The sequence below is a fragment of the Methanosarcina vacuolata Z-761 genome (assembly GCF_000969905.1).
Taxonomy (GTDB): domain Archaea; phylum Halobacteriota; class Methanosarcinia; order Methanosarcinales; family Methanosarcinaceae; genus Methanosarcina; species Methanosarcina vacuolata.
In genome coordinates this window covers 4,475,268-4,490,415 of record NZ_CP009520.1, presented here as the reverse complement: position 1 = coordinate 4,490,415, position 15,148 = coordinate 4,475,268, and the positions used below count along the sequence as shown (strand labels likewise).

At 40.1% G+C, this 15,148-nt stretch carries 10 protein-coding genes; 7 read left to right on the top strand and 3 right to left on the bottom strand.

Features of this window, described 5'->3' with window-relative positions:
* Positions 1-358 precede the first annotated feature (358 nt).
* The 4 genes from MSVAZ_RS18555 to MSVAZ_RS20965 all read left to right on the top strand — a co-directional run bounded on the left by MSVAZ_RS18555 (position 359) and on the right by MSVAZ_RS20965 (position 5,459).
* Positions 359-2,428, top strand: coding sequence for a methyl-accepting chemotaxis protein (locus tag MSVAZ_RS18555; RefSeq protein ID WP_048124365.1), 2,070 nt, complete (start codon positions 359-361; stop codon positions 2,426-2,428).
* A gap of 28 nt (positions 2,429-2,456) precedes the next feature.
* The gene (locus tag MSVAZ_RS18550) at positions 2,457-2,978 is read left to right on the top strand and encodes a chemotaxis protein CheW (RefSeq protein WP_048123418.1); all 522 of its coding nucleotides are present in this window, start codon (positions 2,457-2,459) and stop codon (positions 2,976-2,978) included.
* Between the two features lie 1,256 nt (positions 2,979-4,234).
* On the top strand, positions 4,235-5,233 hold the full coding sequence (gene moaA / locus MSVAZ_RS18545; RefSeq protein ID WP_048123417.1) for a GTP 3',8-cyclase MoaA: 999 nt from the start codon (positions 4,235-4,237) through the stop codon (positions 5,231-5,233).
* Positions 5,234-5,294: 61 nt separating this feature from the next.
* The gene (locus MSVAZ_RS20965; RefSeq protein WP_197078794.1) at positions 5,295-5,459 is read left to right on the top strand and encodes a hypothetical protein; all 165 of its coding nucleotides are present in this window, start codon (positions 5,295-5,297) and stop codon (positions 5,457-5,459) included.
* A 305-nt stretch (positions 5,460-5,764) separates the two neighbouring features.
* On the opposite strand, the gene surE is transcribed toward MSVAZ_RS20965, so the two are convergent.
* The 3 genes from surE to MSVAZ_RS18530 form a co-directional block, all read right to left on the bottom strand.
* On the bottom strand, positions 5,765-6,568 hold the full coding sequence (gene surE / locus MSVAZ_RS18540) for a 5'/3'-nucleotidase SurE (protein ID WP_048123416.1): 804 nt from the start codon (positions 6,566-6,568) through the stop codon (positions 5,765-5,767).
* 768 nt (positions 6,569-7,336) lie between these two features.
* Positions 7,337-7,525: a hypothetical protein gene (locus MSVAZ_RS18535; RefSeq protein ID WP_048123415.1), complete on the bottom strand. Its 189-nt coding sequence runs from the start codon at positions 7,523-7,525 to the stop codon at positions 7,337-7,339.
* 549 nt (positions 7,526-8,074) lie between these two features.
* Positions 8,075-8,308 (bottom strand): hypothetical protein, encoded by a 234-nt coding sequence (locus MSVAZ_RS18530; protein ID WP_232316156.1) that lies wholly within the window; start codon positions 8,306-8,308, stop codon positions 8,075-8,077.
* Between the two features lie 203 nt (positions 8,309-8,511).
* On the opposite strand from MSVAZ_RS18530, the gene MSVAZ_RS18525 reads away from it, so the two are divergent.
* The 3 genes from MSVAZ_RS18525 (at position 8,512) to MSVAZ_RS18515 (ending at position 14,960) form a co-directional block, all read left to right on the top strand.
* Positions 8,512-9,879 carry a hypothetical protein gene (locus MSVAZ_RS18525; protein ID WP_048123412.1) on the top strand — a complete coding sequence of 456 codons (1,368 nt, stop codon included), beginning with the start codon at positions 8,512-8,514 and terminating at the stop codon, positions 9,877-9,879.
* A 228-nt stretch (positions 9,880-10,107) separates the two neighbouring features.
* Positions 10,108-11,931, top strand: coding sequence for a glycine--tRNA ligase (gene glyS / locus MSVAZ_RS18520; RefSeq protein ID WP_048123410.1), 1,824 nt, complete (start codon positions 10,108-10,110; stop codon positions 11,929-11,931).
* Positions 11,932-12,083: 152 nt separating this feature from the next.
* A complete protein-coding gene (locus tag MSVAZ_RS18515) occupies positions 12,084-14,960 on the top strand; it encodes a DEAD/DEAH box helicase (protein ID WP_048123408.1) in 2,877 nt (958 codons plus the stop codon).
* Positions 14,961-15,148 lie beyond the last annotated feature (188 nt).

The following is a 15,148-nucleotide window of genomic DNA, read 5'->3' as shown; positions in this document are numbered from 1 at the left end:
AAATAAAAAGACAGTTTCAATATATATGCAAAAATAAAAAGACGGTTGCCTAAAGGTCAGACTTGGTAGACATCTAAAGAGATATTGAGTGAAACTGGGTTAAAATCACAGAAAATAATTTTCTATCATGTTCTCTTTTTTAATATATCAAAAAATTTATCAACTCTTAAATAGTCTGTATTGAATAATTTTTTGGGAAGATCAGGTAGTCTCCATAGAAACATTCCCCCCTTTAACTTTCCTTGCGGATACTACTGATATTTTAACAGTCCATGAAGATAGAAGAGGTATAGAAGAGGTATAGAAGAGGTATAGAAGATGTATAGAAGTGGAGAAGCTGAAGGCAAGGGTGAGAAAAATGTATAAAAACACAAAAATAGGGCATCTAGTTATAGGCTTTGCTCTTCTTCTGATTTTGATTTTCTTTGTTGGGTACACAGGTTATCATGGTATGAACGATGTTGAAAAGAAAAGCCGGGCCATTCAAAACATGACCTTTATCACAAATAATATGCAGGGAGCCCTGGAAGCTCAGGAAAATTATGTTATTTATGGTGATCCTGTTTATAAGGAAGACACTTACAAACACCTTGATCTTATACCCACGCAAGCATCTATATCCAAAGAAATATATCTCGGCTACCTTGATCCTGTAAACCAGGACCGAATGGATTCTATCCTTAAAAATTCTAGCGAATTCAGGGAAAATTTTGATAGCTATGTTAAAGCAAACGATGAAGAGATAGCCCTGAGAACCGATATTGACTCAAATGGAGAGCTTATTTTACAGAAAGCAGATGAACTTTATCAAGACCAGATGTTTCAATATCAACAATATGTAGAAAACGGTTCTTCAGGCGAAGTTCTCCAGCAAAAATTATCCAATGCTCAGGAAGCTCAGAAAATCAGCATACTTGCAATGGATGCTCGAAACCAGTACCAGAATTATATAATTACTTCCGAAGATCAGTATGCGAAAAACTTCTATCGGCTTATGGAGAATATAACTGAAGTTACTAAGAGTTTAAATCAGCAGATGGTAAAACCTGAAAACCTTGAGCTTGGAAACACAATAATTGCCAACGTCAAAGAAAGCCGTAATGACTTTGATCGCCTGACGATTCTTAAACAGAAACAGGCGATTGATGTGAAAAATATGGCAACCATAGCTTCACAGATTAAAGGGGATGCTGAAGCCGCCAGTGCCGACCAGAAAGAGAAGCTCAACACTCTGATCGTAAATTCTATAAATAAAATATTTTTCGTTACTCTTCTTTCAATACTTATCGGTGCTTTACTTGTTTTTGTGATTTTGGACCTCTACAGAAAACCCATATACGAACTGCTCGAAGCGGCCGAGAAAATTTCTAAGGGAGACCTTAGTGTTGAGATTAAAGGAAATTCGAGAAGCGAAATCTCTCAACTATCACAAGCTTTTAAATCAATGGTTGAAAATCTTCGGAGCCTAATAAAAGGAATTCAGGAAAGTTCGGTTCACCTTTCTACACTTTCAGAAGAAATGTCTGCTTCTTCTGAGGAAGTGGCTTCAGCTTCAAGGAAAATTTCTGACACTGCAACTGAAATCTCAAACGGGGCTGAAGTGCAGAGTACAAAAATAGTGGATATAACTCATGCAATGCAGGACATGACACACAATATCCAGGAAATTGCGGAGAATACCCAGAAAGTTTCTAAAAATACGAATCTTGTCAATAACTCTGTCAATAACATCGGAAACGCCTCAAGAGAAATCCTGGTAAAAATGGACCGTATTCGCTTCTCTGTTGATGAAACTAAGGAAGTGATAACGGAGCTTGACTCCAAGTCTCAACAAATCAATGAAATTGTAACTCTTATTACCAGGATTGCCGACCAAACAAATATGCTTGCGTTGAACGCTGCAATTGAGGCTGCCCGGGCTGGCGAGCACGGCCGGGGTTTCTCTGTTGTAGCCGATGAGGTCCGAAAACTTGCCGACGAATCCGGTCGTGCTGCTAATGACATTTCCAGCTTAATCGATGAAATAAGAAACAGTATCAGTGAAACCGTGGAAAGTATAGAGGCCAGTAAAAAAGATGTACAGGCCGGTTCCCTGTCTGTTAACAACGCAGTTGAAATGGTTGCAGGGATTGTAACTACAATCAATGAAATTACAAATATGGTAGAAGATGTTGCAGCTGCTACAGAAGAACAGTCTGCATCTATTGAAGAAATCACTTCCGCTCTAGAGGATATTTCCTCAATTTCGGAACAGTCCGCCACAGGGACCCAGGAAACTGCTGCAGCTCTTGAAGAGCAGAGCGCTTCAATGTCAGAACTTGCTAACATGGCTAGCGATCTTTCTTTGCTTGGGGAAAGAATGAAAACAGCTACGGAGAAGTTCAAATTTGGTGACTTAAAAGAAGGATCAGAAAACATGTCAAGTTAAAATTTTGGAGTTAATTTGAGGAATTCAAATGTTTGAAGAAACATCAGATGAAGGTTCAGGATTTTTGGAAGAAAATCTTCGTTTAGTGACCTTTGAACTTTCAGGTGAAGAGTTCGGAGTAGATATTATGCAGGTCTCCGAAGTTATTCCAGTTCCGAGGATCACCCGCATCCCTCAGGCTCCAGAATGCGTAAAAGGGCTTATTAACCTGCGGGGAAAGATTCTCGTGGTGATAGACCTTAACAAGCGGCTTGACTTCAGATCAAAAGAGACTGACAGCCTGTCTAGAATTATCATAGTGGAGGTTAAAGATACAGTCCTTGGAATGCTTGTAAATTCCGTAAAGGGGGTCATTAACCTGCCACCTTCTTCAATTCAACCGCCCCCTGAGATGATCAAATCAAAAATCAATGCGGAATACCTGGTAGGCGTTGGAAAAGTAGGGAACAGGCTTCTTATTCTACTAAATCTTGCAAGAGTGCTTGGAGAAGAAGAAATCGAAGAACTCAGTGAGTTATCTTCTCCTGATGAGGATATTTCAACTGAGTAAACTGGCTCTACTAAAGTTGAAAGTGAATAGGGACGGAGCTGGAATATAGAGAAAATGTTTAAACTGGGTAAACGGCGGTATCCTCTTCAAATTCAATGGAGATTATTTGGTTGATATTATTTCCAAAGTGCTCGTAACGTATTTTTCAGGCCCTTTTGTTCCGATCCTCAGTGCAACTGGAGCTGACGTGCGTTTCTTGCACAAAAACGGGCAGTGTCTCAAATTTGCTGTTAATTTGAAGTCAAGTTTTTGCGTGCTATGGAGAAAATTAATCTACCGATCTGGAATTTTCTACCCAATAACTTTTTGAGATATATGATTTTACAGAAAAATTGGCACGCTGCCCAAAAACGCAAGTATTTGTCATAATGAATACTTAACCATGTCAATATCAACCATATAACACTGGACGACCTGCATTTATTATGCAGCTGTTTTAAGCGCTTTGTGGTTGTTTTCAGGAAAAACGAACATGATATTCTTTGAATACATGCACAAAGAAATGAAAGTACTTGAAAACACTTTCATGCCAATGAGTAAAAAAGAAAGACTCAAAAAATCTATGCAAGGAATGTCAATTCACGCTGACTGATTCCACTCTGACTGATTTCACTCTGACTGATTCCACTCTGACTGATTCTTTTTTGGAAAATCCGAAAGTCCTGATATTTGCATCCGTGCACATAAATTTTAAGTAAAGGTTATATCTACTCTGAGGAAAGAACGGCAGTGTAGCGAAAGTTCAGTTCAATTCAAAAAAATATTGATAAAAGAGGCTCCTATTTTAAGGTTTTAAGCTCATTAGATAATTATAGTATTCATTTATATAGGTAAAATTAAATAATTAGTTTAGGACTCTAGTAATCATATACTTATATCATTATATGTTCAATTCATATTACCTTAAGCATCCTGTTCATATCAGTATACTTATTCAGTCAATATTAGTATCTTTATTCAATTAAACCAGTAAGACATTCCGGGCCTTTTCTCAGAAATGCCAATTTATTTGAAAGCAGGATTACTATGGACTAACCCGTTTATAGATCATTTCATAGATTGTTCCCAGGATCGTTCCCAAAATGAAATTTTTGTCCCGCAAACAAGGGAAAATATTCAGGCTCAGATTGTCAGTTAATAAAGAATTGCATGCCAAACTAACATGATATTCTTTGAATAACATTCACAACTAATGAACGTGCTTGCAGATGGCAGCATTTTCATGCTAAATATTTAATAGGGGATTTTAACCAGCCATGAAGCAGAAAAATCCAGAAAAAGCTCCTGAAGTTGCAGAAGAAAATTCAAAAAGAACTCTTGAAGACCCTTACGGACGGAAGGTTACAGGACTCAGGATATCAATAACTGATAGGTGTAACCTTTCGTGTATGTACTGCCATAATGAAGGTGCAGATTGCTGTACCTGCGGCCCGGTAGGGCACGAAATGAAACCTGAATTAATCTGTGGGATTGTTAAAGAAGCTGCAAAATTCGGGGTCAATAAAATAAAATTCTCAGGAGGAGAACCGCTTTTTCGAAAGGATTTCGAAGAAATCCTTACCTGCCTTCCTCCGTTAAAAGAAGTTTCTGCGACCACTAACGGCATTCTGCTTGAAAAACGAGCAAGAGCCCTTAAAGCTGCGGGCCTGGACAGGGTAAATGTAAGCCTGGATTCTCTTGTTCCTGAAAAATACGAAAGAATTACCGGAGCGCCCCCTGGCTCACTTACGAAAGTTATCAGAGGTATTAACAGTGCAGTTGAAGCTGGGCTGACTCCTGTGAAGCTGAATATGGTACTCCTTAAAGGCATAAACGATGATGAGATTAATTCTATGATGGAGTTTGTCCGGCCTTATAATGGAATGGTTATCCTGCAACTAATCGAGCTTATGGATGTTGACCCCAGGCTTTCAAAGTACATGATTGACTCGAAAGCTCTTGAAAAGAAGCTGGCTGAGAAAGCAAGTGAAATCAGGATACGACACCTGCACCACCGAAGAAAGTACATTATCGATGGGGTAGAGGTTGAATTCGTTCGTCCCATGGACAACTCGGAGTTTTGCGCCTACTGCAGCAGGCTGAGAGTCACAGCAGATGGAAAGTTCAAGCCCTGTTTGCTGGTAAATGACAACCTTGTGGATGTCAGGGAAGCAAAAAGCCCTGATGAGATCGAAAAGCTGCTTAAGCTTGCAGTAAGCCGAAGGAAACCATATTGTATGCCTGTCAGTATTCCTGAACAGGGAGAAAAGGCTTAAAGAGAAAAAAGTAGATCCAGAGATGAATCAGAGATGAATATAACAATAAGGAGGAAAGAAAGTGAAGATTGAACTTTTAGTAGATGGGGCAAAAATCCCGATGAATGACTTTGTCCAGAAAATCGTATTAAACGTTATTAAAGCAATGGTAGAAACGTTGCATAATATAGATAGCGAATGGAAGGAAATTTCCATTCATATCGAAAGAGATGAACTGAACGAATAAAAAGGGCTTTTTTGGACAAAAGAGAGTTAAAATCTCTCAAAAACCAAAATTTCCTCTTTTCGTTTTTCGTTTTGGGTAAATTTCCTCTTTTCGTTTTTCGTTTTGGGTAAATTTCCTCTTTTCGTTTTTCGTTTTGGGTAAATTTCCTCTTTTCGTTTTTCGTTTCAGGTAAATTTTGAATCATTACATTTCTTTTCTTCTGCCGTTTTGTAATTCAGATTAACTTTTGGAACTCTCAGCCGTTTGAGGTTCCAGATAGTTTTCCAAATCGGAATAATTTGAAATCCAGAATTATCTGGAGATATTTAGAGATATTTTTCGATTTCTGAGAACTCTATCCTGGCAGTTGAATCCAGGGAAATCGGAGTTATTGAAACGTATCCCTTCTGCATAATAGCGTGCACATCAGTCCCTTCTTCTTCCTCCCGGATAAGGTCGCCTGCAATCCAGTAATAGGGTCTGCCTCTTGGGTCACGCCTTTCTTCGACACCCGTTTTAAAGATTTTTCTTGCAAGGCGGGTTATCTCTATAGGAGTATCTTCTTCAGCGTGATAGGGGATATTTATGTTCAGAAGATCCACATTTTCCGGCATGCCATACTTCAGGACGTTTCGAGCCACTCTGTTTACCACCTTAATTCCAGCCTCGAAACGCTCTCTATGGTAGTTCCTGGGATCATCGAATTTCTGTCCTTCATCAAGCACCTGCATGGAAGCAGCAATTGCAGGCACGCCGTAGCTTGCAGCCTCAAGGGCTCCTCCTATTGTCCCTGAGGTGGTGATTGTATCCGTGCTTATATTCTCCCCGATGTTAAAGCCAGAAAGCACCAGGTCAGGCATCTCCTTAAGGATCGTGAAGATACCCAGAATTACAGCGTCCGTAGGGGTTCCTCCCACAGAGTAGGCAGGCATTCCTCCTGAATTTGTTTTCGTGATCCTTAGAGGCTCAAAGATAGAAATCGAACGCCCGACTCCGCTCTGCTGGACAGCAGGAGCCGAAATTGTAACTTCACCGAGGTCCGAAACGCTGTCAAAAGCAGCTTTCAAACCTGTGGAGTATACGCCATCATCATTGGTAACAAGAATTTTTGGAGCCATGAGTTTTCTCATAAGTTGCCGGATAATTTAAAATTAATGGAAAAAACGCATGACTTGAAAGTGCATGACTTGAAAGGATAATATCTCAAGGATATCTCAAGGATAATTTTAGGAAAAAATATTGTGGCAAAATAAAGAAAATACCACAAAAAAAGTTAATTTAGGGGCTGCACTCTGGTATTTGCCAAACCCCGTTTTTTGAATGAGAAGAGTTTCCCTTTAAAGTCTGTTCTGGAGAGGGAATTGTTAGTCTTCGTTACTCTTCAAACCAAATTATTTATTGGTTCAGAGGCAGTGTTATTATTCCAGAGGCGATATTTTAAAGGGTTCTTTATGACCTGACAGCAATTCTGTGATCTGACAACAGTTCTGTGATCTGAGAGCAATTCTTTAACCCGATGACATTTGAAACCGGTGAGGTATCAAATAATGACACTAAGTAAGTCATCAGGTGTTTAATGTAGCTAGAAGATTTAGATGATTAGTACCAATCCTCCTTCTTTCAGGAAGTCTTATGCAACTAACAATCAAAGCCTAATAGCCCAAACCTGAAAAGTGCTACACTTTTGCGATCTGGGGCTTCAGGTTTGCGATTTCTTTGTTGAGTTGCATGAATCCCGATCTGTATTAGGCACTGGCAATCTTCCTCCTAATTTTAGCTAATCACTGCCACCTCCACACCGGAGCCTCCCCAATTTTGACCCGGAAACTGTTTTTCTGGTGGCAAGCAGTTTTTCTTATCCGAAAGGAATTAGCCTACTGTGCAGCTGAGTTAAGATATCAAACTCCGAACACAGTTTTTATGGTGTACACATAGAGGTGGTGAACACCTATGGCAAACATCATCACTCGTACGACCAGAAACTCCAGATTATGGAGCCAGTGAGTCGTCTCTATAAGCTTTTCCGAATGTAAAATTCTTTTTTCCTTTACGGATCTTACGATTTCTTTTAAACTCTTTGATAGCATTTTGTTAAACCCCACTCATAATGTATTCTATCTGATATTGTCTCAAAGCATTTCCTGTTAGAAAGTGCTCTGAGTATGTACTCTAAAAATCCAACGAGATCTCAAATAGGCACTTTATGTTCGAAAGTACCCTGCATAGTATACACTATCCGACGTGATCTCAAAGAGGCATCTTCATATCGAAAATGCATTATTTACCCCACCGACTCTAGCTTTAGAAGTTTGTGATATTAAAAGTTGTTGACCCTGTATGAGAGAATTTTATATGAGCACGCAAATAATAGTCAGATGCCCTGATTAACATTTTAGTCGATGGGCATGTGATAAAATCCGAGCATTGATGATGAAAAGAATCGAAACATAAATTCAAAGTAGATTATATAAGCTAAAGGTTGAGAAGATAAGGCAATAAAAAATGTTCCTAAGTTAATTTCCTGTGCCCTGCAAAACGGGATAGAGCGAAAAAACCCAATTAGGCGAAAGAAGAAGATTGGAGCGCCGCTTTCAGAATCAAAAATCGAATTTCAGCCGGTTATTACAACTTTGTTTTTATTTTTCTGCCGATTGACCCCGAAAATCCGATTCAACTTTAGTAACGATCCGCCTGCAAATCTCGTCCATAAGTTTCCAGTAATCCTTTGTTCGGCGATAGATTTCTTCCGCAACTTCCTCAAAGTTAACGTGCTCAGCAACGTGCCTGATCTCTTCTTTCTCGTCGATCATCTTAAGTGCCTGAACCGTTTCTTTTTCATCCATGAGCCCTACCCTGAAAGCGATTTTCATACAAAACTTTGGTGACTCACAGACAAATCCTTCATGGACAAAAAGGCAGTTCTCATTAGTTTCGAGAAGATTTCGACTCTGTGATGGAACCTGAGCAACTAACATCGTACAATAATCATAGCAACATAGTAAATATCCAAAAAAATATTAACATAAACCGAAAAAAGACAGTAGATTTCTTTTTTCTTTATAGGTTGGTTGGAATGATAGAAGAAGACATATTAGAATATTGTAACAACAAAATCTACGAATATTCAGGAACTGGTGAGTTATTATTTGAAGATGGACAGAAATTCGATTGTAAGTTTGTAGCTTTCCAAATGAAAAATGGTAAGATTCTGTTTCATGCAAAACGTTGTCGATCAAAAATCCAACAATATTCCTCTCCTAAAAAAGGATATTGTCGCGTAAGTTTTGTGGGAGTTACTGATAAAAAATATAAGATTTCTGGAAAAAATGGCTTTATAATACATATTGAATCAGTAAATGATGAAAGGTCTATTACATGCTCTTTTGAAATGCTGAATGTGCAGATATCAGAAAACGAGAACAAAAGAGAAGTTCACTTTGGCATTACAAACTTCGAATTCACAGGAAACGAATGCAATGGAAGAACTTTAACTCTTAACCTAAAAGGGTCAGCAGGAATATCAATCCAAAAGTTGAAGGCTTATAATAAAATAATGAGATGGATTAAAACATTTAGATCCATAGATGTAAATTGCAAAGCTATATTTAACTTGTCCGAAGAAAAATTTGAAAACACAATAGAAATTCTTGACAATTTACTTTATGCTATGTCGATTGCAAGAGGAACAAAAATCCAATGGATATATTATGAAATTTTTGACGATAAAGGAATTTGTATTTCAAGAGTGCACTCATCCTCCAGAGTGACAAAAGTTTATAGTTCGTATAACCTCATTGATCCAAAAGATACAAACTCAACAAAAATTTTCCTAGAAAATGCAAAACCAATTTTTGGTGAAAAAAGCAAACTTGTGGAACCAATGAGAGAACTAATAGACTCTCACCTCGACTCACTTATTCCAGGAGTTTATTTGGAAACGAAAGGAGCCAACCTCGGAATAACAATGGAAATGTTAAAAGAAATTTTTATAAGAACCGTTGAAAAAGATGGGATAAATAAAGAAAATATACTCACTGAAGAAAAATTTAAAGAATTGGAAAAGTCAATTAAGAAATGTATTAAATTTGAAGTTAAAGAAAAAGAGAAAAGAGCTCTTATATATAAAAACTTAAAGTCTATTAATAGAAGACCCTTCAATACTTTAATATCAGATTTTTGTAAAGAAATAAACTTTGAGGTTGATGAAGATCAGGTTCAACTTTTTGTTAAATGTAGAAATCAGCTTGTACACACAGGAAATTTCTATTGTAGATATGCTACTGAAGATAAAGAAAGATATCCACAATTAAAAGATGAATTATCCGAATACCGCTTCTTAGTCAATTTTATAAATAAATTGCTTTTAAAATCATATGGATACAGGGGTTTTTATCTTGATTGGAGTTCTACTGAAGAGCCAGTATGCAAAGAACTAGTGTAAGTCTGAAAGAAATAAAGTTCCATCTTCTTTTAACTCATAAGTCATTTATACTGACTTCATTTTAGGCCAACAGCTGCACACAGTTACATTTATAAACTCAAAATCTCCTCAACCATCCCAGAGCAGTGTAAATTTAATATAATGATACCTTTATCCATCTAGTATTTCCTACAAATCAAAATTACAATTATCTGATATCCCCTAATCAATTTCACGAGGATTTTTAAAATGGACACATACGAGAAAGTATTCGAGCTGGCTAAACGCCGGGGGTTCTTGTGGAACTCTTTTGAGCTGTATGGCGGAAGCCGCGGATTTTATGATTATGGGCCTCTTGGGAGCACACTGAAGAGGCGAATCGAGCAGACCTGGAGAGAGATTTACGTTATCCAGGAAGGGTTTATGGAAATCGAATGCCCGACAATCGGGATTGAGGACGTCTTCATTGCATCCGGGCACGTTGGAGGTTTTTCGGACCCTCTGTGCGAGTGCATGAACTGTAAAGAAGCATTCCGGGCCGATCACCTTGTACAAAACGTAATGGAAGCCGCAGGGACCCTGAGTGCAGAAGAACTCACAAGGGTTATAAAGGAAAACGATATCCGATGCCCGGAGTGCGGTGGAGAATTCGGCGACGCTTACGAATTTAACCTGATGTTCAAAACTACAATTGGACCCGGCACTGGAAGGCAGGGGTACCTCAGGCCGGAGACAGCCCAGGGTATGTTTGTCGATTTCCAGAGGCTGTCCCGCTTCTACAGAGACAAGCTGCCTTTTGGAGCAGTACAGATCGGGAAATCCTACAGAAATGAAATCGCACCCAGGCAAGGTGTAATCCGGCTCAGGGAATTCACACAGGCCGAGTGCGAGATTTTCGTTGACCCGCGCAACAAGAAGCACCCCAATTTCGAGCGTTTTGCAGACAGAGAACTTGTACTCTATTCCCAGAAAGCACAGGAAAAAGGCGAACCCTTCAGGATGACTGTCCGGGAAGCTGTAGAGGCCGGAGTCATTGCACACGAAGTCCTGGGCTACAACATTGCACTTACCAACGAATTCCTGACAAAGGTTGGAATTAACCCTGCAAAACTCAGGTTCAGGCAGCACCTGAAAGACGAAATGGCGCATTACGCAATCGACTGCTGGGATGCTGAGATCGAGACCGACAGGTTCGGCTGGGTCGAGATTGTGGGAATTGCTGACAGGACAGACTATGACCTCAAGGCCCATGCAAGGGTTAGCAAGACCGAACTTTACGTGTATATCGAATACGACGAGCCGAAGATGGTAACTCGTTTTGTAGTAAAGCCGAACATGGGCAAGCTTGGGCCTCTCTTTAAGGGCAAGGCAAAAGCAGTTGCAGATGCCTTAAAACAGCTTTCCGAAGAAGAGCTCTCAAAGGATGAGATCAAAGTTACCGTGGACGGGGAAGAGTTGACAGTCAGTTCGGATGCAGTGGACTTTGCAGAAGAAACCGTTAAAGTCAGCGGAGAAAACGTCATCCCTCACGTAATCGAACCTTCCTATGGAATCGACAGAATCTTCTATGGTATCATGGAGCACGCTTATGACGAAGAAAACGTGGCTCAGAAGGTTGCCGAATCAGGGCTTAAAGGCTCGGAAGAAGCTGAAAATGAATCCGAAGCTGGAAAGGGAGAAGGTGAAGCTGAAGGAGAAGAGGAAGCAAGGCTTGTCATGCACTTTTCAAGTGCAGTTGCCCCGGTACAGGTTGCAGTCCTCCCACTCCTGACCCGTAAAGAGCTTGCAGACCCTGCAAAGGATATCATTGTAAAACTCAGGGAAAAGACCCTGCTTGTCAATTACGATGATTCCGGAACCATCGGGCGCCGCTACAGGAGAAATGACGAAATTGGGACGCCTTACTGCGTTACTGTAGACTACGATACCCTTAAAGACGGGACTGTAACTATAAGGGACAGAGATTCCATGCGCCAGATCCGGGCTCCAATCCAGGGGATCGAAAATGCGCTCTACGAACTTATTTACAGAGGCAAGACTTTCGAATCCGCAGGCAAGCCTTTTAATTTCTAAATATTAAAAACTGTAAGTTCCTGAGCTGTGGGCTAAAAAGCCTGCAGCAAATTTTTTAGTTGTTTATGTTTATTACAATTGCCTGAAATATGAGTAAATTAAGCTGAAAAATTTGAAATTGATATATCTGAAATAAATGATCCTGAAGTAAAATGAACGAGAGTCTTTTTTCTGAGAAACCGGGGTTTATGAAGCACCCGCTTATAAAATCCGATACCGTTGAGCAGAGGCTTTATCAGTTAAATCTTGCAGGAAAAGCCCTTGAAGGATCAAGTCTTGTTGTTCTTCCTACAGGGCTTGGAAAAACCGTTATAGCTCTTTTTGTAATTGTTTCCAGACTTCAGCGGTTCGGGGGAAAAGTCCTGATTCTTTCTCCAACAAAACCGCTTGTTGAGCAACATGCAGCTTTTTTCAAAAAAGTAATGGCGCTTCCCGAAGACGAAGTTCTCACTTTTACTGGCAGTATTGCACCTGCAGAGCGTGAAAAACTCTGGGCTCAGGGGAAATTGATAGTATCCACCCCTCAGGTGATTGAAAACGATCTCCTAACAAAAAGAATCAGCCTTGAAGATGTAACCCACATCACCTTTGATGAAGCCCATAGGGCAGTAGGAAATTATGCTTACACTTTTATTGCGGAAAAATACTTCGAGAGCGCAAGAAACCCTCATGTGCTCGGAATTACTGCAAGTCCTGGCAGTTCGGACGAGAAAATCTCTGAAGTATGTCAGGCTTTACACATTGAGAATGTCTCGGTGAAGACTGAGAAAGATAAAGATGTCCGCCCTTATGTTCAGGAAAAAGAAATAGAATGGCTTCAGGTCCAGCTTCCCCCCGAAATGGCCGAAATCCGGAGTTATCTGGAAAAAATCTTTGATGATAGGCTCATAACAATAAGAGGCCTGGGGTTTTCACCAGGTAGTGGGAAATACGTCTCCAAAAAAGATCTGTTGCTTTTCCAGAAGAAATTACAGGGTGAAATTCGGGTAGGAGGAGATCCTGCTGTTTTTACTGCGATGTCGGTGCTTGCTGAAATGGTGAAGGTGAACCATGCTGTGGAAATGATTGAGACTCAGGGACTTGAGCCTTTCAGGAAATACCTGGAGAAACTTGATGCTGAAGCCTCTTCAAGCAGTGCAAGCAAGGCTTCAAAAAGACTGATGGATGATCTCTATATGAGAAAAGCTCTTTATAGAGCAAAGGAATGCGAGGTCGAACATCCTAAACTAGAGCTTGCCCGGAAACTCGTATCCGAACAGCTAAAAGAAAGCCCTGATTCCAGGGTAATTGTTTTTACGAATTACAGGGACACAGCAGAGATAGTGGTAAATGCCCTATCAGAAGTTCCAGGAATTGCTCCTATCCGTTTTGTAGGGCAGGCCTCGCGCCTTAAGGACAAAGGGCTTACGCAAAAACAACAGGTGGAAGTTCTCGATAAGTTTAGAGCAGGAGAATACAACGTACTTGTAGCTACCTCAGTTGCTGAAGAAGGTCTTGATATCCCTTCCACAGACCTGGTATTATTCTACGAGCCCATTCCCTCGGAAATTCGGAGCATCCAGCGTAAAGGCAGGACAGGCAGGCAGCATAAAGGTAGGGTCATTATACTTGTGACAAAGGGTACACGCGACGAAGCCTATTACTGGAGCAGTAAGAGCAAGGAAAAAAAGATGCTAAACAGCATGCACGGGCTTGAAGCTCTTCTGGTCCCCAAAAACTCAAAGCAAGGTTCGAAACTATCAGACTTTGAGTCCGAAGCTTTTATTCCGGACTATGCACAAAATGACGCTGAAAGTGAGACTAAAACAGGGAATAGATTGGAAAATGCAGATGTAATGCAGGGAAATAAAGGCCCAATACAGGGAAATAAAGACCCAATGCGAGGAAATAAAGGTCCAATGCGGGGAAATAAAGGCCCAATGCAGGAAAGCAGTGATCTGGCTGTAAATCTCAGTGGTTTTGTAAATAGCAGGGGCAAAGCTGTAGATGGCAACGTTTTTCCAGATAACAAGGATGCGGCTGTAGATAGCAGTAGTTTTGCAGGCATCGGAGGCAGGTCTTCAGATATTAGAGATTTAACTGTAGACAGCGGGGAGTTAACTGTAGACAGCAGAGATATGGCTGCAGGCCCAGACTGCAACAGGGCGAATGAAGAAATTAACGAAGATAACCGTGGGGTCGGGAAAGAAGAAAAGAGCGGAGAAGAAAATAGCAGAGAAGAAAATAGTAGAGAAGGAAAGAGCAGAGACGAAAAAAGCAGAGAAGAAAACGTAAAAGAAAGACAAAAAACCTTTGTCTATTTTGAAACTCTTTCTGGAAAGAAACCTGAATCCGCACCCGAAACTACTGCAGAAGCATCCAAAATAGAAATCAATCCCGAATCCCTGAAAATGGTAGTGGACTTCAGGGAAGCAAAAAGTGGGGTTGCAAATGTTCTTGATAAGCTTGGAGTAGAAGTTATTTTTACCACGCTTGAAATTGGTGATTACGTTGTAAGCGACCGCCTTGCCGTGGAGAGAAAGCGCACGGATGACTTTGTAAACTCTCTTGTTGATGGAAAACGTAATCTTTTTGTGCAGTTATCAAACCTTACAAGAGTATATCAAAAGCCTGTTCTTATTATTGAAGGAACAGAACTTTTCACTTCAAGGCAAATCAACCCTAATGCTATTTATGGCTCCTTGATATCCATTGCTATTGATTTTGGAGTGTCGCTGCTATATTCAAGAGATGAAGAAGAAACTGCTGCAATTTTAAAAATGCTTGCAAAGCGTGAGCAGATGGAAAATAAGAGAGAGGTCAACCCTCACGGAAAAAAGTCAGCAAGTACCCTTATTGAGCAGCAGGAATACCTGGTATCCGCTATCGCAGACATCGGGCCGAAAGCTGCAAGAAACCTTCTTTTGCACTTCGGCTCAGTAGAGGCTATTATGAAAGCTGATGCTAAAGAACTAAAGAATGTAAAATTAATAGGGCCAAAAAGAGCAACAAAAATTAGAGAACTCATTGAGGCTCCCTATAAAGGATAAGTGACGGAAAAAGAAACGAAAAAAGTACGAAAAAAGAAACGAAAAAAGCAACGAAAAAAGTACGAAAAAATCAAATTTCTCTAGACTTCTCCTCTTCTACCTTTCCTTGTTCTCTTCGGTTCTTTATCTTTTGACTTTGTTTCCCTTATTTCATCATCTTTTTCTTTTTTCCTCTCTTTTCGTTACCT

Coding starts and splice junctions, on each gene's coding strand:
- MSVAZ_RS18515 (WP_048123408.1), top strand. CDS start 12,084: ATGAACGAGAGTCTTTTTTCTGAGAAACCGGGGTTTATGAAGCACCCG.
- glyS (WP_048123410.1), top strand. CDS start 10,108: ATGGACACATACGAGAAAGTATTCGAGCTGGCTAAACGCCGGGGGTTC.
- moaA (WP_048123417.1), top strand. CDS start 4,235: ATGAAGCAGAAAAATCCAGAAAAAGCTCCTGAAGTTGCAGAAGAAAAT.
- MSVAZ_RS18535 (WP_048123415.1), bottom strand. CDS start 7,525: ATGCTATCAAAGAGTTTAAAAGAAATCGTAAGATCCGTAAAGGAAAAA.
- MSVAZ_RS18525 (WP_048123412.1), top strand. CDS start 8,512: ATGATAGAAGAAGACATATTAGAATATTGTAACAACAAAATCTACGAA.
- MSVAZ_RS18550 (WP_048123418.1), top strand. CDS start 2,457: ATGTTTGAAGAAACATCAGATGAAGGTTCAGGATTTTTGGAAGAAAAT.
- MSVAZ_RS18555 (WP_048124365.1), top strand. CDS start 359: ATGTATAAAAACACAAAAATAGGGCATCTAGTTATAGGCTTTGCTCTT.
- surE (WP_048123416.1), bottom strand. CDS start 6,568: ATGAGAAAACTCATGGCTCCAAAAATTCTTGTTACCAATGATGATGGC.
- MSVAZ_RS18530 (WP_232316156.1), bottom strand. CDS start 8,308: ATGAAAATCGCTTTCAGGGTAGGGCTCATGGATGAAAAAGAAACGGTT.